Origin of the sequence: Persicitalea jodogahamensis (assembly GCF_014651615.1) — a bacterium.
Lineage (GTDB): Bacteria > Bacteroidota > Bacteroidia > Cytophagales > Spirosomataceae > Persicitalea > Persicitalea jodogahamensis.
Window position 1 is genome coordinate 1155691 of record NZ_BMXF01000001.1, and the last position, 26997, is coordinate 1182687.

General features: G+C 56.6%; 12 protein-coding genes. 4 read left to right on the top strand and 8 right to left on the bottom strand.

Annotated features, from left to right (window positions below; translation table 11 throughout):
• Window positions 1–79: 79 nt before the first annotated feature.
• The 4 genes from IE117_RS04820 to IE117_RS04835 all read left to right on the top strand — a co-directional run bounded on the left by IE117_RS04820 (window position 80) and on the right by IE117_RS04835 (window position 4065).
• Window positions 80–727: a hypothetical protein gene (locus IE117_RS04820; RefSeq protein ID WP_189563183.1), complete on the top strand. Its 648-nt coding sequence runs from the start codon at window positions 80–82 to the stop codon at window positions 725–727.
• A gap of 94 nt (window positions 728–821) precedes the next feature.
• The gene (locus IE117_RS04825) at window positions 822–1238 is read left to right on the top strand and encodes a DUF2141 domain-containing protein (RefSeq protein ID WP_189563184.1); all 417 of its coding nucleotides are present in this window, start codon (window positions 822–824) and stop codon (window positions 1236–1238) included.
• A 106-nt stretch (window positions 1239–1344) separates the two neighbouring features.
• Complete coding sequence (locus IE117_RS04830) at window positions 1345–1761, top strand: DUF2141 domain-containing protein (protein ID WP_189563185.1); 417 nt, start codon at window positions 1345–1347, stop codon at window positions 1759–1761.
• Between the two features lie 90 nt (window positions 1762–1851).
• A complete protein-coding gene (locus IE117_RS04835) occupies window positions 1852–4065 on the top strand; it encodes a penicillin acylase family protein (RefSeq protein ID WP_189563186.1) in 2214 nt (737 codons plus the stop codon).
• A gap of 48 nt (window positions 4066–4113) precedes the next feature.
• On the opposite strand, the gene IE117_RS04840 is transcribed toward IE117_RS04835, so the two are convergent.
• From IE117_RS04840 to IE117_RS04875, 8 genes are all read right to left on the bottom strand, one after another.
• Window positions 4114–7029 (bottom strand): FG-GAP-like repeat-containing protein, encoded by a 2916-nt coding sequence (locus IE117_RS04840; protein WP_189563187.1) that lies wholly within the window; start codon window positions 7027–7029, stop codon window positions 4114–4116.
• An 837-nt stretch (window positions 7030–7866) separates the two neighbouring features.
• Window positions 7867–10443 carry a T9SS type A sorting domain-containing protein gene (locus tag IE117_RS26390; protein ID WP_189563188.1) on the bottom strand — a complete coding sequence of 859 codons (2577 nt, stop codon included), beginning with the start codon at window positions 10441–10443 and terminating at the stop codon, window positions 7867–7869.
• 190 nt (window positions 10444–10633) lie between these two features.
• Entirely contained in the window at window positions 10634–14539 is a 3906-nt protein-coding gene (locus IE117_RS04850) for a T9SS type A sorting domain-containing protein (RefSeq protein WP_189563189.1), read from the bottom strand.
• 180 nt (window positions 14540–14719) lie between these two features.
• Window positions 14720–17626: a T9SS type A sorting domain-containing protein gene (locus tag IE117_RS04855; RefSeq protein ID WP_189563190.1), complete on the bottom strand. Its 2907-nt coding sequence runs from the start codon at window positions 17624–17626 to the stop codon at window positions 14720–14722.
• A gap of 173 nt (window positions 17627–17799) precedes the next feature.
• Window positions 17800–19104 carry a helix-turn-helix transcriptional regulator gene (locus IE117_RS04860; protein ID WP_189563191.1) on the bottom strand — a complete coding sequence of 435 codons (1305 nt, stop codon included), beginning with the start codon at window positions 19102–19104 and terminating at the stop codon, window positions 17800–17802.
• A 287-nt stretch (window positions 19105–19391) separates the two neighbouring features.
• On the bottom strand, window positions 19392–20015 hold the full coding sequence (locus IE117_RS04865; RefSeq protein WP_189563192.1) for a response regulator: 624 nt from the start codon (window positions 20013–20015) through the stop codon (window positions 19392–19394).
• Window positions 19990–21909 (bottom strand): sensor histidine kinase, encoded by a 1920-nt coding sequence (locus IE117_RS04870; RefSeq protein WP_189563193.1) that lies wholly within the window; start codon window positions 21907–21909, stop codon window positions 19990–19992. The genes IE117_RS04865 and IE117_RS04870 overlap by 26 nt, the downstream gene beginning before the upstream one ends.
• A 298-nt stretch (window positions 21910–22207) precedes the next feature.
• Window positions 22208–26992: an Ig-like domain-containing protein gene (locus tag IE117_RS04875; protein ID WP_189563194.1), complete on the bottom strand. Its 4785-nt coding sequence runs from the start codon at window positions 26990–26992 to the stop codon at window positions 22208–22210.
• Between the last annotated feature and the right edge of the window lie 5 nt (window positions 26993–26997).

Below are 26997 nucleotides of genomic sequence, written 5' to 3' on the forward strand. Positions count from 1 at the left end.
GTTCTGTGGCACGCTTTTTATCTGAAACAGAAAACAAATTTAACCCCTTCATTTTTTCTAATTCAAACCCCAATTTTGTATGAAAAAGATCAGTACTATTTACTTGTTAAGCGCCATTGTGCTGCTCGGTAGCTGTGCCCGCGAGTACCCCACGTTCAATCAAATGCCAACGAATGCTTCTTACAGCAAAAAGGCAAGTGCAGTGGAACAACCCACAGCGGTTGAAAAGGCAGAGGTAGAAGTTGCAGTGGCTGAACAGCCCGCCGCCAAGGCCCCCAAAATCGAGGAACTGAGCGCTAATCCTGAGGTAGTGAAAATGCTGGCCGAAAATTCGCCTAAGCAAATTGACGAGCAACTGGAAAGAGCGCTGGCTACCACGGAAGGAAAGGCTCTGATGGCTAAGCCGCTGGTTGCCGCACAAATCAATAAAGCCCGCAAGATGATTGCCCAGAACGAACTGCGCAACTCTCCCATGTCAACTGTGGAAGCTTCCAAGGCCAGCAAGCTTGTCAACAACACGCTGAAAAAGCAGATGGAGAAATCCACTTTGGCTCCGGCTTCTGAGAAGGCTGCCAAAGCGCTGAACAATAAAATACGCATTGGTCTGATTCTGGTACTGGTCGGACTGCTGCTGTACCTTATTCCCGGACTCGGCTACGCCGTCGGAAGCATCGTTACAGTGATCGGTCTTGTCTTTATCGTCCTCGGGCTTCTGGACAACGTCTGAGTAAGTATAGATTCAGTCTAGCTTCCACACCATACTTCAAGCGCCAATCCTAAACAATCGTTTCGGATTGGCGTTTTTGTGTAAAAAGAAATGTATGTCGTCAATTCTTGTCGTTCTGTGGATGCTTATGGCCAGCGTAGAAATGGCTCCTGCCCAACTTTCTGTCGAAATTACCAAGCTCACCCAGTCCGGTGGGACGTTGCGCGTTGCGCTTTACAAGCCAGGCGCGAAGTTTGGCAAAACGACACCCGATTTTTATAAAAACATTGCCATCAACCAGCCCGGAAATCAGGTAGTCAGTTTTGAAGTACCTCCGGGTACCTACGCCGTCGCTGTCTATCACGATCTGAACGACAACAACAAAATGGACCGGAATCTGATCGGCTACCCAAAAGAGCCGTTCGGGTTCAGCAATAACTACCGACCTACCGTCGCCGCGCCCGACTTCGAGGATTGCGCCTTCCAGTTGACGGAAAAAGGTGCCACTATTTCCATCAGTCTGATCGACTGAATCCGCTTTTTACAATCAGGAAAATGTTTTTTCTTTGCCCTCGCAATAAAGGCGCCGGCTAAAACAAATGCGGCGTCTCGGCGTTTTCCGGCAAAAATACATCTGCATGTTCCTTATCAATCTTTTGATCCTCCTGTGTGTCGGCGCCGCAACTGCACCAGTCACCAGGCTGCACATTGAAATCCAGAATATTCAGAAATCCGGCGGTACGCTCAGGGTGGGCATCTACAAACCGGGCGAGAAGTTTAAGACCGCCACTCCTTTCATGAACAGGCAGATCAGAATTGAAAAGCCCGGCGTTCAGCGCGTAGAGTTCGAGCTGGCACCCGGTACGTACGCCGTTGCCCTGTACCACGATTTGAATGATAATAACAAGATTGACAAACACTTCTTCGGCTATCCCAAGGAACCGTTTGGCCTGAGTAACAATTTTCGCCCGCTCTTCTCGGCTCCCGAATTCCACGACTGCGCCATCGAACTTCCGGTTCATGGCAAGAGCATATCGATTGCGCTGATCGATTGAGTGTTCCACCAATGATTTTTTTCATTCGCAGCCCAAAGTGCGTAGCTTTGTTGGTCGCGCATTGATTTTTGCCAAATAAAATTTCCTGCAATGAAAAAAACACTACTCCTGCTCTTCATCCTGAGCGCAGCCGAAGGACTCTTTTTACCCTCTTTTGCCCAATCCTCGAAAGAAATTAATGCCTGGCAAAAACAGGCTCAGAACATTACTATCATTCGCGATAACTTCGGCGTGCCGCACATCTACGGAAAAACCGACGCCGACGCCGTATTCGGCTTACTCTACGCCCAATGCGAGGACGATTTCCCGCGCGTCGAGATGAACTACATCGAAAAACTGGGGCGCCTTGGCGAGGTGAACGGCGAGCAGGACATGTACAACGACCTGCTCATCAAACTACTCATCACACCGGAAGATGCGCAGGCCGACTACAAAAAGGCCCCGGCCTGGCTAAAAAAACTACTCAATGCCTACGCCGACGGCATCAACTACTACCTTCACACCCATCCCGAAACCAAGCCCGCGCTGCTTACCCGCTTCGAGCCGTGGTACCCGCTGCTGTGGACCGATGGCAGCATCGGGGCCATCAGCACCGCCGACATCCGCAGCCGCGATCTGGAAGCCTTTTACGGCAATGGCCAACCTTCGGTGGGGTATCACCACGATGAGAGCCCCATCGAAAAAGAGGAAATCCTGACGGGCTCCAACGGCTTCGCCTTTTCGCCCAAAATTACCGAATCGGGCAAGAGTATTCTGTACATCAACCCGCACGTGACGTTCTATTTTCGTCCTGAAGTACACGTAGTGAGCGAGGAGGGACTGAACGCCTACGGGGCCGTGACCTGGGGACAGTTTTTTGTGTACCAGGGCTTCAACGAGAAGCTGGGCTGGATGCATACTTCGTCCAGAACCGACGTGGCCGACACTTACCTCGAGAAAGTAGCCCGGAAAGCTAACGGCTGGGTTTATACGTACGACGGTAAAGAGCGTCCCGTGCGCGAAAAGGACATCACACTGACTTACACCAAAAACGGCCAACTGCAGGAAAAAAAGGTCAAAGCCTTTTACACCCACCACGGCCCCGTAATGGCCAAGCGCAACGGGCAGTGGGAGAGTCTGCGCTCGAATAACCGGACGATGAACATGCTGATCCAAAGTTGGCAACGGACCAAAGCCAGGAGCTTCGCCGAGTACCAGAAGGCTATGGATATTTTGGAAAACACCTCTAACAATACCGTCTACGCCGACACCGAGGGAAACATCGCCTACTGGCACGGCAACTTTGTGCCGAAGCGCGATCCTAAATATGACTGGTCGCAGCCCGTGGATGGCAGCACCGCCGCCACCGAGTGGCAGGGCATGCACCCCGTGGCCGAGACGGTGCATATCTACAATCCGCCTAACGGCTGGATCCAGAACTGCAATTCTACGCCCTTTACCGCCGCCGGAAAAGACAGCCCGAAACAAGCCGACTACCCTGCCTATATGGCTCCCGACGGCGAAAACTTTCGGGGCATCAATGCCGTGCGGGTGCTGGAAGTACCGCGCAAGTACGACCTCGACGCGGTCATTGCGGCAGGCTACGACACCTACCTGACTTCATTCGAGATCCTGATTCCGGCTTTGGTCAGAGCTTTTGAGAAAAATATCCCTTATACCGACGACCGCTACGCTTACTGGATCGGGCCGATGTCGGTGTTGAAAAACTGGGACTACCGCAGTGGCGAGAAGTCCGTTGCCACAACGCTGGCCGTGAAATGGGGCGAGAAAATGTCCTCCGCCATGTACCGTGCCGAAGTACCCGGCAAACCCGACGCCGACCAGGTGGAGAAGGCCAGGTACTTTGCCGCAAATGGCACGGCCGACGAACTGCTGAAACCTTTCACCGAAGTGCTTGACGAACTGAATCAGAAATGGGGCAAATGGCAGATGCCCTGGGGCGAAATCAACCGCTTCCAGCGCGCCTCCGCCGCCATCGACCAAAACTACCGCGACGACCTGCCCAGCCTGCCCGTAGGCTTCACTTCTTCGGCCTGGGGGATGCTGCCTTCCTACACGTCACGGTACTTTGCTGGTATCAAGAAACGCTACGGCGTCAATGGCAACAGCTTTATCTGCGCCGTGGAGTTCGGCGACCGTATCAGGGCCAAGTCACTGCTGGCGGGTGGCCAAAGCGGCGACCCTGCTTCCAGACACTTCTTCGACCAAGGCGAAATGTACACGCAGGGCAAATTCAAGGATGTACTCTTCTACCGCGAAGATGTGGAGAAACACGCGGAGCGGACCTATAAGCCGGGGAAATAAGGAGGCAAGAAAAAAGGGGAAAAGATCTTTTCCCCTTTTTTCTTGAAATTATTGTTTTGAAACCTTCACTACTCCCTGGCGGTTGAGCGCGTCCACAGCCCGGATGAGGTACATTCCCGCAGGCAAAGTACCCAGCCGGAACCCGACTTCATTCAAACCTTCGACCAAGTGCTTGCTCTTTGTCTGCCGGGTGCGGCCCGTCAGGTCAAGTACCTGGAAGGTGGCTACCCCCGCACCGGGCGCAAGTACTTCCAGCGTCACGGCGTCCTGCACGGGGTTGGGGAATGCTTTCACGGAAAGTTGTAGCGGGGCATTGGTGGTTTCTTCCACGCCGATTCGGGCGTTGTTGCCGCATCCGCCGATTGTGGCACCAAGCCGCAGGTACCTCTTGGCGATTTTTTCCGAAACGCACTGAGTGACGCCGTAGTAACAGATCGTCACGTTCTGGTTCTTGTTACCGCAGCGCACGTCGTTGACCGTGACCGTGACCTGCTGGCTGGCCGTGCATCCATTGGCATCGGTGGACGTTACGGTGTAGGTTGTGGTGACTTGGGGGCAGACCTGCACGCTGCTGCCCGCCAGGCCGCCCGGCATCCAGGTGTAGGTGTGGTTGCCGGTGCCGCCAGAAGCGGTGGCCGTCAAGGTCGTGCAATTGTCACCGTAGCCCAGGATGACGGACTTGTCTCCGTCGGTGTTCAGAGCGATGGCCGCGGGCTGGTTGATGGTGATGAAGTCGCTGGTAGCCGAACAACCACTGAGGTAGGTGACCGCGACGGTATAGGTGCCTGTGGGCAGGCCAGTGAATGTGCCGGTGGTGTTCTGCACATTGCCGGGGTTGAGCGTGTAGGTGGCCGTGCCGGAACTGCCCGAGGCGCTCAGGCTGATGCTACCGGTGCTGGTGCCGATGCAAAGTACGTCGGTGATAGTGGGATTGGTAAACGTGATCGTGGGACAGACAAGGTTATCGGTGTCCGTCGCGCTGTTGTTGTTAGAATTAGGGTCGCTCACGCCCTGCGGGGCGGTGACGGTGGCCGTGTTGGAGAGCGTGCCCGGAGTTGTGGCACTGGGGCTGATGTTGGCCGAAATGGTGTAGGTGACGCTGCCGCCCGAGGGCAGGTTGACGGCGTCGTTGAGGTTGCCCGAGCCCGAGGCAGTGCAGGTACCCCCGCCCGCGCCCACGCAGGTCCAGGTGACGCCGGTCAGGCTGGCGGGGTAGGTGTCGGCGACCGTGGCCCCAACCACGCTGCTGGGCCCGGCGTTGCTGGCCGTGATGGTGTAGGTCACTGAGCCGCCCGGCGTGGCGGTGGTCACCCCGTCGGTCTTGGCGATGCTCAGGTCGGCCGAGGGCGACAGCTGGTCCGAATCGGTGGCGGAGTTGTTGCCCGACACGGGGTCACTCACGCCCTGAGGGGTCGACACCGTGGCGGTGTTGGAGAGCGTGCCCGTGGCCGAAGGCGAGATGTTGGCCGAAACGGTGTAGGTGACGCTGCCGCCCGAGGGCAGGTTGACGGCGTCGTTGAGGTTGCCCGAGCCCGAGGCCGTGCAGGTACCCCCGCCCGCGCCCACGCAGGTCCAGGTGACGCCGGTCAGGCTGGCGGGGTAGGTGTCGGCGACCGTGGCCCCAACAACGCTGCTGGGCCCGGCATTGCTGGCCGTGATGGTGTAGGTCACTGAGCCGCCCGGTGTGGCAGTGGTCACCCCGTCGGTCTTGGTGATGCTCAGGTCAGCCGAGGGGGGGAGCACCGTAAAGGGAATCCCGTTGCTGGAACCAGGAGGCGTCGTTACGACCACATCGCCCGTAGTGGCGCCGCTGGGCACGACTACGACAATCTCATTGGCCGAGTTCACTGTGAAGGTTGTGGCGGATGTGCCGTTGAATTTTATCCCTGTTGCGTTGCTCAAATAGTTTCCCGTGAGGGTCACACTGATACCCGTTACACTGCTTGCCGGGGCAATACTGGTGAGGACCGGTAGATAAGCCAGCTCAAAGCGTTGAACATTACCATTATAACCGCCCGCCAGCAGGTCGAACACCCCATTCCCGTCCACATCCGTTATCCTGGGTGCCGAAAACTGCCTTACATCCAGTATCGAACTACCGTTCGTGGTGAGGTAGCCTATACGCGCAAATACAGTTCCGTTGACAGTGGTTTGTTCAAAATGCTCCACCCTGCCCAATTTCTCACCCACCAGCAGGTCGAGCAAGCCATCACCGTCCAGGTCCTCCACTTCCGGGTTGGCTTCTCCATCCCCCTCACCTGGACCCACCAGCAGCGCCGTGCTGCCATCGGTCGTCAGAAAATCCCCGCCGGCAAACACCACTCCGTTGGTCGTGGTCTGCTCGTAACGCCTTACATTACCTATATGAGTACCTACCAGTAGGTCAAGCAGTCCGTCATTGTCCAGATCCGTCACCGTTGGAGTCGAGAAGTTTCCTACATCCAGCGTCGTGCTGCCATCGGTCGTCAGGTTGCCTACCAACGCGAATGCAGGACCGTTTGATGTGGTCTGTTCGTAGCGCGCCACTCTGCCTTGGTCATTGCCCACTAACAGATCGAGCAAGCCGTTTCCGTTTATATCCCTCACCGTTGGGGCCGCGTAGGTCCCGACATCCAGCACCGTGGTACCATCGGTCGTCAGGTTTCCTACCAGCGCAAACACCAATCCGTTGGACGTGGTCTGCTCAAAGCGCACTATTTCGCCATCGCTACTCCCTGTCAGAAGGTCAATGAGACCGTCTCCATCCACATCCGTCACCGCAGGGGAAGAATACTGTCCCACGTCTAGCGCCGTGCTGCCATCGGTCGTCAGCAAAGCACCACCGGGGAATGAAAAAGTGGCGGTCTGCGCCCGGGCCCCAGATCCCACAAATAAGAGAAGGCCCAAAATCCAGAGGTAAGCTATTTTAGCTTGCTTGGGGATGGCGGAGGAACAACCTGCTTCAGGGATTGGGGCTGAGTGCATGGCAAATTCCCTGGAACGGGACGAAGAACATGAATCGCCGTTGATCACACGACGTATGGGACCCAATTTGTTAATAATATGTAACCAGCGCGGATTAGAAAAGGATAATAGATATTTCATCATGTTCATTTGATAGAGGGTTATAATGTGCGGCGGTACGTGCTAAGTGTATCTGCTTACTAAACAGGGGTTTGGGGTTGAGGAGGTGTTTGAATTTTCTTTATGATTACTATAAGGTCATGTAAACAGGGTTTAGAAGTCCTGTTTGCAGGACAGCATATCTAGCTGGGTTTCATAAAATTGAAGATGAAATAGTGGATGTGATATAGGCAACCAGATCCAAGGGCGAAAACGGCAACAGAGTAACGCTGGATTTAAATGAAACTCTGTGTAAAGGCCTGTAAGTCAGAAAATATTAAATAACGAGGGCCTCTGGGAAAGGTATGTTTTTTGGATATACGTAGTTGAACCCCAACTAATCTGTTTGTCTTATAATGTGAAATAAGTACAATTTTTGTTTAAAAAAAAGTTAAATAAGTACAATTTCAATCCCTTGTCTTAAAAAAGAGGATATCGCGCTACCGTCTTTGCTGCTTTCTATCTGACCGATTGTTGGCTTTGGTAGTCCTGCTGATTAGACACGACTTTGGGCTCATAATCAGGCGGATACCTATGGAAGGCCGACTTGATCTCCCTGGTTCCTTCCACCTTTCTTTCACTCCGGATTTGCTGCGGATAATCCGTCATATCCAGCGTTCAGATGGGTCTGCCCCGGGCAACAAAAAAGCCCCGGCCGCTGGGGCCGGGGCTGAAGGAAAACAAATTGATACCTGGTACTTACCGCTTGCTGACCTTGACTACGCCCGTGCGGTTGAGTGCATCCACGGTGCGGATCAGGTAGAGGCCCGTGGGCAAAGTACCCAGTCGGAACTCGACTTCATTGAGCCCCTCCACCAGAGTCTCGGTGCGGCTCTGCCGGGTGCGCCCCGTCAAGTCAAGTACCTCGAAAGTGGCTGGCCCGGAGTTGGGGGCTAGTACTTCCAGTGTCACGGCGTCCTGCACGGGATTGGGGAAGGCTTTGAGCGAGAGTTGCAGGGGAGCTGTGGATTCTTCCACGCCCATCCGCGCCTTTTTGGGATTGCTGCAGGCTCCGATTGTAGCGCCGAGTTTGAGGTAGCGCTCGGCAATTTTCTCCGAGACGCACTGTGTCACACCATAATAGCAGATCGTGACCAGATTTTGCTTTGGCCCGCAGCGCACATCCTGCATAGTAACCGTCACCTGCTGGCTGGCAGAGCAGCCGTTGGCGTCGGTGACAGTTACGGTGTAAGTGGTCGTCTCGGTTGGACACACCTGCTGGCTGGCGTTTGCGCCGATAGGGGTGCTGCCCTGCGTCCAGGAGTAAGTAAAGGGGCCGGTGCCCGAAGGTTGAGCCGTCAGCGTCGTACAATTGTCGCCGTAGCCGTAAACAACCGAGGTGTTGCCACTAACGCTGACCGTCGGCGGGGCGGCGGTGGTGACACTGACCGTATTGGAAGAGCAACTGATAACGTTATTTTGTGTGCAGGTGGCGGAGTAGGTCACCGTACCGGCAGTAGCCGTAGAGGCAGTGATGTTGCCCGTGCCGCTGCTGTTATCGCTACCCGTCCAATTAACCGTACCCCCTTCACAGCCGCTGAACTGGAAAACGACAGGGCCGGAATTCTGGCATACGGTGGCCGACTGCTTCCCGGGGGGCACGCGGTCGTCGCCCGGGTAAGCGGTGAACAAGGTTGGAGGCTGTACGGCATCCAATTCCAGGGTGAACTGTATTGAGCCCCGCACGAAGTCGCCACCTCCATCGATGCCGTTCTGGCGAGTTACATTGCTGGCTGATGTCTGCACGAAGGAACTACCGCCCTGGCCGCCGCCAAAGTCCTGGCCTCCATTGCCACCACCGTAGCCTCCTCCACCGCCGCCGCCAGCATTTTTGGGCCTAATAGACCGATAGTTACCAGCCCCCCCTCCACCGAAGCCAAAGCCGCCGCGGAAGGTGAAATTATATCCTGGGAAGGTATTGTGGCCCGTGCCTCCCTCACCGCCGCCCGTCAGGGTACTGGCCTCACCACCTTTGGGGCCAGCCCCATTGGCATTGAAACCGCCCCCGCCGCCCGCCTGAGGGCTGTTACCCCCTTGCGCCGTACCATTATTGGCGGAAGCTCCTTTGCCTCTACCATAGGTCTCATCGTCGGAAAATCCGCTGCCACCACCACCCGCTGCGACCAACAGCAGGTTACGCTGGCCATTTCGGATCAATACTACACCCGTGCCGCCGCCGCCGCTTCCCGCGCCGCTGGAGCCGTCCTGATCGCTGGCATACTGTCCATTACCCTCATGACCTACCACAAAAAAAAGCCTATCGCCCTTTTGTACTGCGTAATTTGCGGTCAGGGTAGCACCCGATCCTCCCTGGTTGATGCTGGTGGCCCCGTCGGCCCCACGGGCCGTCAAGGTCACGGTCCCGCAGCCGGGGACGGTGTACAGGTACTCGCCGCTATTGGCATAAGCTTGGTTATCGTCGGGACAATCAGTAGCCTGAACAAGAGAAATCTGAACGGAGCCCCGCACAAAGTTTCCGCCACCATCCGAACCGTTTTGGCGGGTCGCGTTGCTGGCCGGGGCCACGCCCGCTGTCTGTACGAACGAGGTGCCGCCTTGACCGCCACTAAACCACTGGCCACCATCGCCACCGCCGTAGCCGCCACCACCGCCGCCGCCAGTATTGCCGCCATTGTTAAAGTCATAATTACCCGCGCCGCCGCCACCAAAGCCGAAGCCGCCCCGGAGCGAGCCGCCCGTATTGAAGTTGGTACCTTCTCCTCCCGACGCTCCACCTGACAGCCGTCCGGCTGCGCCGCCTTTGCTGCCACCGCCCGGCACGGCATACCCTCCACCTCCGCCGCCGCCCGAGGTGGACCCGCCCCGGATAGTACCATCGGCAGCCGAAGCCCCTTTGCCCTGGCCATAGTTCTGGTCACCGGAAAAGCCTCCGCCTCCGCCTCCGGCAGCTACCAACAGCAGGGTAGGTACCCCGCCCCGGATCAGCACTATGCCCGTGCCACCCCCTCCGCCGCCACCGCCACTATTGCTTGATGCATATTCGCCCCGGCCCTCATGGCCTATTGCCAGAAGCAGAACATCATCTTTGAGTAAGGGGAAACTAGCAGAAATGGTAGCGCCCGAGCCACCCTTGTTGATGCTGGTGGCACCGTCGGCCCCACGGGTTGTCAGCCTAAAGGTTCCGCAGGCGGGCACGATGTACTGGTAATTGCCGCTATTGTTAAATGACACGTCGCCGCTATTCGTTTGGCTGTTGGCGCCTGACGAGAATAACCAGGCAGGCAGCATACTAAGTAAAAAGTAAAGCTTTTTCATTGGAATACTGGGTAGGTTGAATTTTAAAAAAGGTAAGGGCAAAGAAAAGTGTGTGTATAGTTGTTAGTAATCGCAGCCGCAAACCTATCCTGTCCATGGGTTTCTTTCCCTACCCGTTCGGGTAGTTTTATCGAAAAAAGACTACCCAGGCGGGTAGTCTTTGCGTTTTCGGGGCGATGCCGCGTGTTTTTTACTGTTTGCTCACTTTCACTACCCCCTGCCGACCCAGCGCATCCACGGCCCGGATCAGGTACAGGCCCGTGGGCAGCGCACCGAGCCGGAATTCGAGCTGGTTCAGTCCTTCCACCAGAGTTTCGCGGTGCGATTGCCGGGCTCTGCCCGTCATGTCGAGCACTTCGAAGGTACCCTCACCCGCCGCGGGGGCTAGTACTTCCAGCGTCACTACGTCCTGCACGGGATTGGGGTAGGCTTTCAGCGAAAGCTGCAGCGCGGTATCGCTGCTTTCCTCCACGCCCACACGCGCCTTCTTCGTGCTGCCGCAGGCCCCCAGCGTGGCGCCCAGCTTGAGGTAGCGCTCGGCCACTTTTTCGCTGACGCACTGCGTGACGCCGTAGTAGCAGATGGTCACGTTCTGGTTCTTGTTGCCACAGCGAATATCCTGTACCGTGACAGTAAACTCGGCTTGGGCCGTGCAGCCGCCATTCCCGGTGGCTGTTACAGTGTAGGTCGTCGTCTCGTTGGGACAGAGTTTCTGGCTGGCGCTGGTGCCGATCTGGGTCTGGCCCTGCATCCACACGTAGGTGAAGGGACCCGTACCCGTAGGATTGGCCGTCAGTGTGGTGCAGCCGTCGCCCGAGCCGAGGATGACCGAGGTGTTGCCACTTACGGACAGCAATACGGGGTCGGGCTGGGTAATCGTAACCGACTGAGCGATAGCCTCGCAGCCGTTACCATCCTTGACGTTGACCGAATAAGTGCCAGGCGAAAGATTGGGGTATTTGGTATGGGGACCGTATGAGCCGGCTACTGCGTAGCTGTAAGATCCCGTGCCGCCGCTGGCGGTGAAGACGATGCTGCCATCGCTGCCGCCATTGCAGGTCACGTTGCTAACCGTGCGGGTGAAGCCGACGGCTGTGGTGGGCTGATTGACGGTGGCCGGCTGGGCGTCGGCCTCGCAGCCGTTGGCGTCCTTGACCTTGATGGAGTAAGTGCCTGCCGCCAGGCCCGTGAAGCTGGCCGAACTGCCGTAGTTCGCGCCGCCGTCCCTGGAATAAGTGTAGGGGCTCGTGCCGCCGCCAGCCGTGACGGTGATGCTGCCGTCCTTGCCGGCGTTGCATTTGACGTCGGTGGCCGTGGCGTTGAAGTACACCGGGGCGGAGGGCTGGCTGAGGACGACCTCCTTGGCCTGACTCTCGCAGCCGTTGGCGTCCCTGACCTTGACGGAGTAGGCGAAGCTGCCCGTGGACAGTTCGGTGAAGCTGGCCGAAGTACCGTAGCTCTGCCCGCCGTTTATGGAGTACTGGTAGGGGCCTGTGCCGCCGCTGGCCGCAATGCTGATGCCGCCGTCGCTGCCGCCATTGCACTTGACGTTGGTGGCCGTGGCGGTGAAGCCGACGGCCGTGGCGGGCTGGGTGACGCTGACCGATTGAGCCTGACTCTCGCAGCCGTTGGCGCCCTTGACCTTGATGGAATAGGTGCCTGCCTTCAGGCCCGTGAAGGTGAATCCGGTGGGTTCTGGTTCTACACCCGCGCGCCGGGCGTTCTGGTTGCTGACGTAGTTTATTCCGCCGTCTTTGGAGAACTGGTAGGGGCCCGTGCCGCCGCTGGCGGTGATGGCGATGCTGCCGTCGCTACCGCCCAAACACTTGACGTTGGTGGCCGTGGTGGTAAAGCTGACGGCCGTGGCGGGCTGGTCGACGGTGACTGACTGAGCGGTAGCCTCGCAGCCGTTGGCGTCCTTGACCTTGATGGAATAAGTACCCGCCGTCAGGCCGGTGAAGGTAGGCGCGGGGACGGTGGCATCCATCCTAGCTGCGGCCGGGCTGATGTAGGTCTGCCCGCCGTCCTTGGAGTACTGGTAGGGGCCGGTGCCGCCGCTGACGGTGATATCGATGCTGCCGTCACTGCCGTCCTTACACTTGATATCGGTAGTCTCGGTAGTGAAGGTGAGCGCGTCAGGCTGGGCGATGGTAACTGACTGAGCAGTCGCCTCACAGCCGTTGGCGTCTTTGGCATTGACCGAGTAGGTACCCGCCGATAGGTTGGAGTAGGTATCGTTGACAATAAAGGGGCCGGAGACTGCATACGTGTAAGGACCCGTACCGCCGCTGGCGGTGATAGCAATGCTACCGTTGCTGCCACCATTACAACTAACGTTGGTGACCGTGGGGGTGAAGCTTAGCGTCTCGGGCTGTTTAATGTCGAGCTCCTGGATGCCTGCTTCGCAGCCATTGGCGTCCTTTACTTTGATGACGTAACCACCTGCACCCATGCCCATAAAGCTGAAGGTGGTAGGTTCTGGTTCTACGCCTGCGCGCCGGGCGATCTGGTTGCTGACGTAGGTCTGCCCGCCGTCTTTGGAGTACTGGTAGGGGCCCGTGCCACCGCTGGCCGTAATGGTAATACTGCCGTCGCTGCTGCCGAAGCACTTGACGTTGGTGACAGAGGTAGTGAAGCTGACGGCCGTGGCGGGCTGGGTGACGGTGACTGACTGAGCGGTAGCCTCGCAGCCGTTGGCGTCCTTGACCTTGATGGAATAAGTACCCGCCGTCAGGCCGGTGAAGGTGGGTGCGGGGACGGTGACATCCATCCTGGCCACGGCCGGGCTGATGTAGGTCTGCCCGCCGTCCTTGGAGTACTGGTAGGGGCCGGTGCCGCCACTGACGGTGATGTCGATGCTGCCGTCACTGCCGCCGTTACATTTGACGTTGGAGGCCGTGGTGGTGAAAGCGGGGCAGGGGGATACTGCCTTAAATACATAGGCTGCGCCCCGGTAGCTGTCCTTATCCGGAGCTCCCACGATGGCATATTCGTCCGAGATGGAGACGCTACGCCCGAAAGCGTCGTAATTAGCCGCATCAGAAGCGGTGATTTTCTGTTGGTTGCCCCAGGTGCCGTTCTGATCTTTCCTGAAAGTATAGGCTGCGCCCCGACCGCTGTCTTTTCCAATAGCCCCCACGATAGCGTGCTCGCCCGAGACCGACACACTGGCACCGAATTGGTCGCCATTGGCCGCATCGGAAGCGGTGAGTTTCTGCTCATTGCCCCAGGTGCCGTTCTGATCTTTCCTGAAAGTATAGGCTGCGCCCCGACCGCTGTCCTTGTACTGAGCTCCCACAATGGCGTACTCGCCTGAGATGGAGACACTGTAGCCGAAACTGTTGCCAATAGCCGCATCAGAGGCGGTGATTTTCTGTTGGTTGCCCCAGGTGCCGTCTTGATCCTTCTTGAAGAAATAGGCTGCACCCCGGTAGCTGTCTTTTCCAATAGCCCCCACGATAGCGTGCTCGCCCGAGACCGACACACTGACGCCGAAACCGTCGCCGCTGGCTGCATCGGAGGCGGTGAGTTTTTTGACCTGTCCCCAGGTATCGGTGCCGTCCTGGTCTTTCCTGTACACGTAAGCGGCATTTTTGCCAGAAGCCCCCACGATAGCGTACTCGCCCGATACCGACACACTGACGCCGAATGAGCCGCCGATAGTTGCATCGGAGGCGGTGAGTTTTTTGACCTGTCCCCAGGTATCGGTGCCGTCCTGGTCTTTCCTGAAAATGTAGGCTGCGCCTAGCCCGCTGTTTTTGCCCGTAACACCCACGATGGCGTACTCGCCCGAGACCGACACACTGACGCCGAAATTGTCGCCGCTGGCTGCATCGGAGGCGGTGAGTTTTTTGACCAGTCCCCAGGTATCGATGCCGTCCTGATCTTTCCTGAAAATATAGGCTGCGCCTTGTCCATAGTTTGCTCCACGAGTTCCCACGATGGCGTACTCACCCGAGATGGATACACTAGCGCCGAAATAGTCGTAGTTGACCGCATTGGAAGCAGTTTTTTTGATGATTTCTGTCCAGTTCTGAGCGCGGGCGGTGGTGATAAGCCCCAGCAGGAACAGAAAGAAAAGGTAGTTTTTTTTCATGCGTAAAAAAAGATGATAATAGGGTGAGGAAATAAATACTATGGACCGATATGCCGTCTCCACACCGCAAATCAAGGTCTTATCTATAGCCCCATCCCCACCCGTTCGGGTAGTTTTAGCCAAAAAAAAGACTACCCGCGTGGGTAGTCTTTACGTTTTCCGGGCGATGCCGCGTGTTTTTTACTGTTTGCTCACTTTCACCACACCCTGCCGACCCAGCGCATCCACGGCCCGGATCAGGTAGAGACCCGTGGGCAAAGTACCCAGCCGCAGTTCGAGCTGGTTCAGCCCTTCCGTCAGATTCTCGGAGCGGTTTTGCCTAGTGCGGCCCGTTAGATCCAGCACTTCAAAAGTGGCGGCACCCGCCGTTGGGGCTAGTACGTCTAGTGTCACTACGTCCTGCACGGGATTGGGGTAGGCTTGCAGCGACAGTGTCAGGGGCGTATTGGTAGCTACTTCGGCAGAAAGGCGGGCCGTGGCATTGCCGCAGCCACCCAAGTAGTCTCCGTGATCCAAGTGAGCCTGTACAGCGTTGGGGGATATACAGATTTCATGACCATTGTGGCATACGGTAACTTTATCGCCCTTATTACCGCAGCGTATGTCTTGCACTTTTACCGTCACAGTCTTTTGAACTGTACACCCGTTACGATCTGTCACCATTACCGTGTATGTGGTGGTTTCGGTAGGGCAGAGTTGCTGGGTAGCGCTCCTGCCAATGACCACATCGCCTTGTTTCCATACATAACTGTAGATTGGCGTACCGCCCGAAGTAGTTGCCCTCAACGTAGTGCAGTTACTGCCGTACCCGTATGTCACGGAAACATTGCCTGAAAGCGTGACGTTCAGGGCAGTGGGTTCAGTGATGATGACGTCTTGAGCCGCCGTTTCGCAACCATTGGCATCTTTTACTCTAATCGTGTAAATACCCGCTGCCAAGGTATTGACGTTCGCTACGATACCGTAGCTTACACCACCATCTTTTGAATAGGTATAGCCGGGGGTGCCACCAATGGCGGTGACGTTAATGCTGCCGTCGCTGCCGCCAAAACATTTAACGTTGGTAGTCACAGAAGTAAAGCTGACAGATGTAGCGGGCTGGGTGACGCCTACTTCCTGAATATCGGTCTCGCAGCCGTTGGTATCTTTGACGCGGACGACATAGCCCCCTGCCGTCAGCCCCGTGAAACTGGGCGAGGTACCGTAGGTCTGCCCGCCATCGATAGAGTATTGATAACGGGCCGTGCCGCCACTGGCGGCAACGACAATGCTGCCGTCGTTGCCACCAAAACATTTGACATTGGTGACGATGGTGGTAAAGCTAATGGCGTCAGGCTGGGTGATGTTGACGAATTCGTTTTCGGCTTGGCAACCCTTTTCATCCTTAACCGCAAGGCCTAGGGTAGTTGCACTTAGTTCCGTAAAGCTGGACGAGTTACTGTAACTAACCCCATTGCTTATGGAGTACAGGTAGGTACCTGTGCCGCCGCTGGCGTTGATGACGACACTGCCGTCGCTGCCGCCGTTGCAGCTCACGTTAGTGACGATGCTAGTGAAGCCAACGGCTGCGGCAGGCTGGCTAATGGCGGTCTCCTGAATATCGGTCTGACAGCCGTTGGCGTCTTTGACGCGGAGTACATAGCCTCCTGCCGTCAGACCCGTGAAACCGGGCGAGGTGCCGTAGGTCTGCCCGCCGTCTATAGAGTACTTATAGCTGGCCGTGCCGCCGCTGGCGGTGATAGCGATGCTGCCGTCGCTGCCGCCGAAACATCTGACATTGGTAATCGCAGAGGTGAAGTTGACGAATGTAGCAGGCTGGGTGATGCCCACTTCCCGAACGTCGGTCTCGCAGCCGTTGGCGTCCTTGACTCGGATAACATAGCCTCCTGCCGTCAGGCCCGTGAAGCTGGACGAAGTGCCGTAGGTCTGCCCGCTGTCTAAGGAATATTGGTAGTTGCCCGTGCCGCCGCTGGCGGTGATAGCAATGCTACCGTCGCTGCCGCCGAAACACTTGACGTCGGTGACCGTTGTGGTGAAAGTAGGGCAGGGAGGAGCTCCTGCTGTGTTGAATGTTATTGTGTTGCTGCTCGCGCTGGTGCCGTTCCTGTTCGATGCTCTTAGTCTGTAATAATAAGCGGTATTAGGATGCAAGCCGGTAATTTCCTTCGTAGGCGCATTGCTGACCACCAAGTTATTGTAGCCAGTAACAAAAGTGCTGAAAGTAGGGCTTTCGGAAACGTCCAAAAAGTAGTCGACGGCGTTAGGGGTAGCCTGCCAGTTTGCCGTAGCGGTATTCACGCTGACACTAGTTGCGGGGAGAGCTACGGGGGGGGGCGGTGCATCTACGGCCGTGATTCCTGTGAGTGCAAGGATGGCCGTCCGTCCGGTTGTCGATGTTTTCGTAAATGTTACGCTGGTAAGAATCCGGTTATTAAAAGGAGGTGATAGGGTAATCTTGTTATCATACAGACGGGGATTCTGTGCATCCCCGCTTAAATTATCCGCGACACTTGTCCCAAGCGTGGTACGGGATACTCTTCCAATTCCTTTAACGGCAAAGTTAGATCCATTAAACCAATCCGGTACAGTGAACGAAGTCGAATAATTGGACCCATCGCTAAAGTTTAGCCGAGCGGTGAAGCCTGAACTGAGCTCTGCGCTCGAACCTAAGATGGCAATTGTCGAGAACACACCTGGTGTTTGCAGTGTGAGTGTGCCACTGCTCCCGTTTGCGGCGAGGAATAAGGTGTTATTGGCCGAGTAATCCGCCAGCGTGTAGGAGGCTCCGGGTAAGTTGGCACTGTTGATGATCCGGTTGGTCGGAAGACCGTAAGGAGGGGGTGACGTAGGATTAAAATTTCCCCGGAAATCAGTGGAATACATCACATTATTTCCGCCGAAACCACCTGCGAGGTCGAAAGAAATAGTTGTAGTGTTTTCTGCACGATTCGTGCCTCCTGAACCTTCGGCAATCAAATCATGATTGAAACCAGAAACAATGACGGGAACATACGTCTGCGCAGTGCTTATCCCACCGATGGCCGTCAGCAACGATAAGAATAGTAAGAATAAGTAATGTTTTTTCATGCGTAAAAAAGATGATAATAGGGTGAGGAAATAAATACTATGGACCGATATGCCGTCTCCACACCGCAAATCAAGGTCTTATCTATAGCCCCATCCCCACCCGTTCGGGTAGTTTTAGCCAAAAAAAAGACTACCCGCGTGGGTAGTCCTGGCATTTTGGGCTAAAAAATGAGCTATCGCCTGAAATTCACGAGCAAATCCTTGCGATCCCTGATGTCGAGAATCTGGTAGATGTTGCGGATGTGGTACTTCACCGTGTTTTCCGACACGAACAGCCGGTCGGCGATTTCGCGGTTGCTCAGGCCCGCCGCCAGCAGGTTCAGCACCTCGCACTGCCGGTCCGAAAGGTCGTCATGGTCCGGGAGGGCCAGGGCGGAAGGGCTGGCCGGAGCCGTCGGTTGGGCGGGCGGCGGGGGCGTATTTTTTTGTTGGGCCAGGTAGGCGGCCAGTTCGCGCTCCATCTGCTGGTATTCTTTTTCCAGGACACGCTTCCGGCGGTAGTGCAGCAGCCCCCAGGCCAGCAGCGCCAGCGCCAGCAATCCGGCCAGCACCAGGCCCAGCGTCAGGTACTGACGGCGGTCCTGCTCGCTTCGTAGTTTCTGGTCGCTTTCGGCCAGCAACATGGCTTCCTTCTGGTTGTGCAGCGCGGCCACGTTGGCGGTTTGGTCGTACACTTTGTTGAGGGAGTCGAGGCGGCGGCTGATGGCCACGGCCGCCGGGTCACCGTGGCTCTGGTAGATGTGCAGCAACTCCTCGTGGGCGTAGATGTCGTACTTGATGATGCCGCAGGAGTCGGCATAGCGGCGCGAAGCTGCAAAAGCGGCCAGCATGGGGCCGGGCTGCCGGGTGGCATCGTAAAGCTGCATTTTCTTGACGTAGATCATCGGCAGGTCGCAGGGCGACGCCTCCCGCAGCCAACCGATGGCGCGGTCGTAGGTAGTTTCGGCCCGGTCGTATTGTTGGTCGAGGTAGCGCAGGTACCCCTGCTGCATCACCAGTTTGGCCTTGTTTTCGAGGTCGATGTGCCGGAAATCGGTCTTTTCCAGCACCGTCATCAGGCTGTCTGATTTTTCGTAGTTGTGAATGTCGAAATGGGCCAGCGCTTCCTGCGCCATGATGTAGGCGAGGTACTTTTCTTTGGCGGGCGTCTGCCGGGCAAAATCCCGGGCTTTGGCCAGAAACAGCAGATTCGACTGGTAATCCTGCACTCGCTTGTAGGTATAGGAAAGCAGGATACACGCCCGGTACTTCTCCTCACTATCAAAGGCATCGCTTTGGAGCACGGGCAGCAGCAGCGCCTGCGATTCCTTGAACTGAAGCCGATTGTTGAGCCGAAACACACTGTCTTCCAGCGATTCAAAGCGTTGGTTTTGAGCCTGTACGGGAAGAGTAGAAAGAAAGGCGGGAGTAACGAAAACGACCCAAAAAAGTACAACCCGACAGGTCTTTGAGAAGAATTCAACGGCAGACTTTTGCATGGTGGTATATGTCGTTCTCAGGGCGGCAGTGAATCGGCCGGAATAGTTTTTACAAAAAAAAGGCGTGAAGTCACAAAAAAAAATACCTCGCACGAGGTATTTCGAGAACATGGTACAGACAAGAAACACCAACCTGTTTTTGGTACTATGGGTAATGAGCTATAAGCTATAGGCTTCTTAGATTTCTCTAATCATCAGTATAGTATGCAGGATTGGTTTGCTTACTATTTTTACCTAATTCGTCGATGAGCGTAGGCATTAAAAGCTTATAGCCTACAGCTCATTGCCTAAAGCCACTCAGGAAGGGTTTTAAGAAAATCATACAAGTCTTTCCGGGACGTAAATGGCAGCTTCCGGCTGATATTTTTGCGGTGAGTCTGCACGGTATAAAAGCTCAGACTCAGCCGTTCGGCGATTTGCTCGGTCGTCAGATCCTGCCCTACGCAACGCAGAATCTCTGTTTCGCGGGGCGTGAGTTGTTGCCGAATGCTGAAATAATCGTCAACCACAGGAGCAGGAGTTTCGGTCGGCTCTATCACCTTTTGGCCAGTCATGATCTGCCGCAGCGCGTCTAGCAGTTCTTCCGCCGGAATCGTTTTGGCCAGGTAACCATCTATACCCAGGGTTTTGAACCGGGTGATCTCACGTTTTTCGGCGTACATGCTGATGACTACCAGCCTGCAGGGGTCGGGGAGTTCTTTGAGCTGCCGCACCACCGCCAGGCCGTCGAGGTGCGGCATGTTGTAATCCACCAGCACAAGGTCGGGGCGGTGGCGTTGGCAATCGTCGAAGGCGCGGCGGCTGTCGAAGGTCTGATGTACGACCTCGAAGTCGGGCGATTCCCGAAGAATCAAACTGAGGCCGTCGCTAAACAGCCGGTGGTCGTCAATGATGATGGTGCGAATGGGCATCCGGCGATTTTATCTGTAACAATACGGTAGTTCCGGTTGGGGTGGAATCAAAAACAAGCGTGCCACCCGAGAGCCGGGCGCGCTCGATCATGTTCTGGATGCCGATTCCTTTTTCACTAACCGCCGCGTAGTCGAAACCTACTCCATCGTCTTCCACGCACACATCGAAAGTACTGCCATCGAAAAAAAACTGAACATGCGCCTGCGTGGCCCGCGAATGTCGCACGATGTTGGTCAACAGCTCCTGAATGATGCTATAAACATTCTGCTGCCGGGCAGGGTGCAGTTCGTCGATCCGTTTCTTCGTATAATCCTGAAAAACCAGACGAATGGCCGAAAAATCGTTGAACCGACTCACCAGCGTTTCCACTTTGTCGGTCAGGGGGCGGTCGTTGTCTTTGACCAGATTATGACTCAAAAACCGCAGCTCACCGATGGCGCTGGTAATGAGCTCGGTCGGTTTTTGCAGACTACCGCTCCCGTGCCCCAGGTACCCCAGCGCGGCGGCCAGCGTATTGCCGATCTGGTCGTGCAGGTCGCGGCCGATGCGCTCGATTTCCTGGCGGCGTAGTTGGTCGGTTTGTGCTTTCAGCTCCCGCATCTTCCCTTGCATACTGCGCTTAAGTACCAGTTCCTGCCGAAGTTGATCGAAGGCAATGTAGCTCACGATTAGGGTCACCACTACGGGGTCGATGAGTTCCTGGCGGAAAACTGCCTGCCAGGACAATGGCTGGAAAAGCGACAGCAAAGGGAGCAGCACCGGGATGTAGATGAGCAGATTGATCCACAGCAGCCAACGGATGCCGCGGCGGTAGGCCACCACCGAAGTGTAGGCCTGGATGACCAGGTTGGTGAGGCTGAGGGGCATTTTGGACCGGTGTACCAGCAGGTTTACTGCATCGTAATAGCGGAAAGGAAGCAAGTGCAGCAGAATGAGGGCGATGTTGATCGCCGCAAATACATAGATTACGCGCCGGTACAGAGCCCGGTTGGGCAGGGTAGACTTGACGACTTCGTAAATAAAAGGGTAGCCGGCGAAGTTGATGGCAAAAATGAGGACGATGGTGATGGTGGCGTCGTTGATGGACGTAGCGGGCGAGTAGGGCAGGAAGTTGAGATAGCCGTAGTGTGCCGCCAGTACCAGACAAAATACGACCATAAATCCTCCGTAGTAGCTCATCGCTTTGTACCGGAATATTCCGCCCACTACCAGAGCGACCAGGGTAAGTATGCCGCAAAAAAGCAATTGCAGAAGAGTGGATACCGTGCCGGCAAAAGCCGATTCTACGTAGGTAGTTCGCTCTGATAGGCGAAGGTCTATTTCGTGTACCCCCGCGTGTCGTTCGGTTCGCAGCAGCAGGAGCGTGGTGTCGCCGGGATTGAGATGGACCGGAAAAGCATACGCCAGGTAGGGAAAAAACCGATTGGTGAGCCTGGTGCGATTCTCCATTGTACCGACCTTGTCGAGCCGGTCGGCAGTACCGACGTACAGGGTGGCCCGGTCGCAGCGATAGTGCGGAAAGGAAAGTACCAGGTCCCGGGCTGCGTTACTCGTATTGACCAGTTCGGTATACGCCCAACCTACGGGTGCATGCGCGGAACTGCCGTAAAAAACCGCATTGGGAGTCGCGTGGGGCCTGAGATTCTGCCGGGCTGATTGCCTGATTTCTGACAGCGGGGATGATAGGTCAGGAGTATAGGATGTCCCAAACCGCACGTTTTGGTTCAATGACATGGAATCAAAAGACCCATCGAGACCAACCCGGCTGCTGTCGGGATCAGGATCAGCGTATGTGGGTGTCGTTAAACGGTTGTAAATAGGCCGGGCAATGAGTAAAATGAATACCCCCACGCCCAGAATTACATTGATGCTTTGCCTTGTCGCCTCACGCATTGCCGGACTTAAAAGGACAAATTTACAGTTATCGTCATTTCGGGGGATTTCGGGCGTGCGTTACTGATCTTGAAGTACGCTCCCTTTAAAAAAACAGTGTGCAATAAATGGAATACCGTATGTACGAAGGTATAGCTGGTCAAAAGATTGCAATTAAGCGAAATATGAGAAATTCCTTTACCCAATTTTTTTGAAGGCCTTTTTCCGGCAGGCAGGGGGAGAAAAAATCAAAAGGACGGAAACCCTATAAGCAGGTTCCCGCCCTTCGCGATGGAAATTGCAATATGAAACAGGTAATTTACTGCTTACTCACCCGCACAGCGCCCTGCCGATTCAGCGCATCCACGGCTTTGATGATGTAGACGCCCGTCGGCAAAGTACCCAGCCGGAAAACTACCTCGTTGCGACCTTCCGAAAGTACCTCCTGCTGCGACTTCCGGGCGCGGCCCGTCAGGTCAAGTACCTCGAAGGTAGCCCTGCCGGCGTTAGGTGCCAATACTTCCAGGGTCATGGCATCCTGCACCGGATTGGGGAAGGCTTTCAGCGAAAGCTGCAGCGGGACATCAGTGGTTTCCGGCACGCCGACGCGGGCGTTGTTGCCGCTGCCACAGGCCCCGATGGTGGCGCCCAGCTTGAGATAGCGCTCGGCGACTTTCTCCGAAACGCATTGAGTTATGCCGTAGTAGCAGATGGTCACGTTCTGGTTTTTGTTGCCGCAGCGCACGTCGTTAACTGTGACGGTAACCTGCTGGGTGCCCGTGCAGCCGTTGGCGTCGGTGGCCGTGACGGTGTAGGTCGTGGTGGTCTGCGGACACACCTCCACGCTGGCGCCGGTCAGGTTGCCCGGCATCCAGGTGTAGGCGTAGGCGGCCGTGCCTCCCGAGGCGTTGGCCGTCAGGGTGGTGCAGTTGCTGCCGTAGCCGAGAGTGACGGCGTTGTTTCCGCTAATGCCTACATTGATGGTCGGGCAGGCGTTTATGGTCACACTAAGCGGGGCCGAGGCGGGGCTGGTGCAGCCGCCTACCGTGCAGGTGGCCGAGATGGAGTAGTTGCCGGGCTGGCTGAATGTGTACTGATTGCCATTCGCTGCACCAGTGCCTCCGCCCGCCGTCCAGTTGACCGTACCGGAGCATCCTGCCGCGGTGACGGTGATGGGCTGGTTGGTCGTCGTGTTGCTGGGATTGGCCGACAAAGTCGGAGCGGGCACAGCCTCGGGTTGGGTGATGGTGAAATTCTGGGTGGCGGTGCATCCGTTGGCGTCATTAACGGTGACGGTGTAGCTACCCGCGGACAGTCCTGAAACCGAGGCGGTGCCGTCACCAGTGGGGTTACCGGGTGTCCAGTCGTAGGAATACGGGGCAGTGCCTCCGGTGGGCGTGTTGATGCTGGCCGCACCATTGGCTCCACCAAAACAGGCGACGTTAGTCTGCGAGGCGGGCGTTACGGCCAGAGCCGCATTGGGCTGGGTGATGGTAAAATTCTGGGTGGCGGTGCATCCGTTGGCGTCATTGACGGTGACGGTGTAGCTACCCGCGGACAGTCCTGAAACCGAGGCGGTCCCGTCACCAGTGGGGTTGCCGGGTGTCCAGTTGTAAGAGTAGGGGGAGGTTCCTCCCGTGGGGGTGTTGATGCTGGCCGCACCATTGGCACCGCCGAAACAGGCGACGTTGGTCTGCGAGGCGGGCGTGACGGCCAGCGTGCAGTTATTAATCGTCAGATTGAGCGTCTGCGAAGCATCGCTAACGCATCCATCGATGGTACAGGTCGCCGAGATGGTATAGCTGCCCGCCGCCGAGAAGGTAAAAGTGCCATCTTTGTTATCGGTGCCCCCTGATGTGTTCCAGCTGACCGTACCGCTGCACCCACTGGCCGTAACGGTGATGGGCTGGTTGGTCGTCGTGTTGCCGGGATTGGCCGACAAAGTCGGGGCGCCGGGCCGGGGCCTGACGGTGACGGTAGCGCTGCTGCCCGCCGTGGCGGTACATCCGTTGGCGTCGGTGGCCAAGACGACGGCGTAGGTCGTGGTGCTGGCCGGACTTACCGCGAAGTTCGTCCCGCTCAGGTAGCTGCTCAGCGTCTGGTTGCCGCCGCTGTTGACCGAGTAAACAACAGAATAAGGCGCGGTGCCGCCCGTCAGTGCGACGGACAAATCCGTGCCGCCGCCGGGGCAGATGGCAGTGGTTCCGTTAAAGGTAGCCGTAATAGCGGGGCAGAGGGTAGAAAAGGTCTGCTTGGCTCCGTAGGTGGTACCCGCGCTATTAATGGCGTAGGCCCGCACCGAGTAGCTGGTATTAGGCGAAAGACCCGTAATAGATTGTGAGAAGGTACCTGTGCCGCTGCCGATAACTACCTTTGTGTCGGTGGTGGTGGGCGTGCCACTGCCAACGACATACACGACGCCTCGTTCGCTCACCGTGGCGCCACCGTTATTAGTCACCTCACCGCCCAGCGTGGCGCTGGTGGTGTTCACATTGCCAGGGGCAGCCGTCGTCACGGTAGCCACCGTGACAGGCGCGTACTGAATGCTGAACTGCGTGGCGGCATCGTTGCCGTTGGTGGCCGCGTCCTGGGCCACGTTGGCCGCCACATTCACCGTCACCGCGCCAGCCGCCGAGGGCGTTACGCTGGCTGAGTAGCCGGTGCCGCTGCCGCTGAAATTGCTGAGTGTGCCGCCCGTCACCGTTATATCGCCGGCTGCGAAGCCCGTCACGTTTTCCGAGAAGGTGAAGCTCACCGGGATGGGCGACGTGCTGGTGGTGGGGCTGGCCGGGCTGGCGATTGTCAGCGTGGGCCGGATGTTGTCGATGGTGTAGGCCTGCCCTTCAAAGGAGGTAGTAGTAACTGGATTTCCAGCTCTGTCTGTAATGGTACTACCGCCTCTGGAAGCATACGCTACAATTCGGAGCGTGCCGTTTCCAGTGATGTTATGGACGTACAGTCCCCATGCGGCATTTCCGGGGTAGTTGGAATAACCGGCCTCCGTGGAAGAAACGTCCCCTGTGCGTTCAACGACAAAGTTTGATAGCCCCAATCCTGTCACGTACTCGCTGTAGTCGATTCGAAATGAGACACTGCTGGCGTTTGTGGGGTTAGCATCTCGTCTGACGATTGAAAGCACGGTGGGTGGCGTCTTGTCAATCGTATAGCTTTGGCCTTCAAACGGCGCATTGCTCACGCCTGGCGTCAGGCTGGTGGCGTTGGCCAGCCGCAGTCCTACGGTACCGTCACCGCTGCCCGTGTTCACGCTCACGGTGTAGCTGCTGCCCGAACCCGCAACATTTGTTACACTCGCCCCGCTCACCGAGCCGGTGGTCGGCACGCTGAAATTGCTGGCCGAAAGCCCGCTCACGCTGCCGGAGAAGGTGACGGTGAAGTTTACACTGGTCGCGTTGGTCAGTTCGTTGGCCCCGCCTGTCCGAGCAATGCCTGAAACCGTCACGGTAGCGGCAGGTGTGTTAAAAGTCTGAATTCCACCGTAACCAGTACCTGCACTATTGATGGCGTAAGCCCGCACCGAGTAGGAAGTACCCGCAGCCAGTCCTGTCACGTTTTGCGAGAAAGTACCCGTGCCGCTTCCTATTTGTACTTTGGTGTTGCTGGTGGTGGGCGTGCCGCTGCCAACCACGTACACCACGCCCCGTTCGCTCAACGTGGCGCCACCGTTATTGGTCACCTCACCGCCCAGCGTGGCACTGGTGGTGTTCACATTGCCAGGGGCCGCTGTCGTGACGGTCGGGGTCGCAACTGGCGCGTACTGAATGCTGAATTGCGTGGCGGCGTCGTTGCCGTTGGTGGCCGCATCCTGGGCCACGTTGGCCGCCACGTTCACCGTCACGGAGCCCGCAACTGAGGGGGTGACGCTGGCGGTGTAGCTTGTGCCGCTGCCGCTGAAATTGCTGAGTGTGCCATTACCCACCGTCACATCGCCAGCTGCGAAGCCCGTCACGTTTTCTGAAAAGGTGAAGCTCACGGGGATGGGTGAGGTACCAGTGGTGGGGCTGGCCGGGCTGGCGATTGTCAGCGTGGGCCGGGTGTTGTCAACCTGATATTGCTCAATTGATGGGGTTTCGGTAAACCCGTTACCTGCCAGGTCAGCAATCTGATTTGTGGAACCAAATATTATTGCGATAGCTGCAATGCCATTTCCACTCACACCCTGTTGCGTCAAGTCATACACCCGAGGGGAAACCTGCTGAAATGATAAGGAGGAAGCAGTGGCAGTACCGAAAAAGTAGGACGTGAAATTTGATCTACCGACCCCGGTAACATCTTCACTGAAAGTGAAACGAATGGTCAGGTTGCTGGCGTTGGTAGGATTCATCGCCGGGTTGAACCGCACGGCCGATACTACCCGGGGTGGCGTCTTGTCAATAGTGTAGTTCTGGTCTGAAAAAGGCACATTGCTCACACCGGGTGTCAGGCCTGTGGCGTTGGCCAGTCGGAGCTGCACGGTACCATCGCCGGTTCCCGTGTTCACGCTCACGGTGTAGCTGCTGCCCGAACCCGACACACTTGTTACGCTCGTTCCGCTCACCGCACCCGTGGTCAACACGTTGAAGTTACTGGTCGAAAGACCGCTCACGCTGCCTGAGAAAGTGACGTTGAAGTTCACGCTGGTCGCGTTGGTCAGCTGTGGCCCCGTGCGGGTAATGCCCGTGACCGTCACGGAAGTACTTTGCGTACCCGTGCCCGACACGTTCAGGCCTGGACTATTGATCGGACAGATGGCGGCCTCGGCCGGTGAGGGCGTGTTTCTCACCCAAGCTCCCGTGGAATTGTCGGGAGGCAATGGCGTATTTGCCGTGTACAGAAAGTAGGGCTGACCATCATAGGAAAGAAACCAGGAACTGGCTTGGTTGGACCAGTAGATGGCTATACTTGATGCGGCACCCTGGCCTGCGATGGTGCCGTTTCCAATCCAGGCCTTTTTACCATCCACCGGTTGGTTGATTTCGTTGAGCACAACCGAACCACTTATACAGCCGCCGGAAACGGTGATTGTTGTTTGGGCATGACTGCGGCTAATAGCTCCGCCCAGTAGCATAGTCCCGAAAAGGAGCAGGATTTGTAATGATTTTTTCATGATAT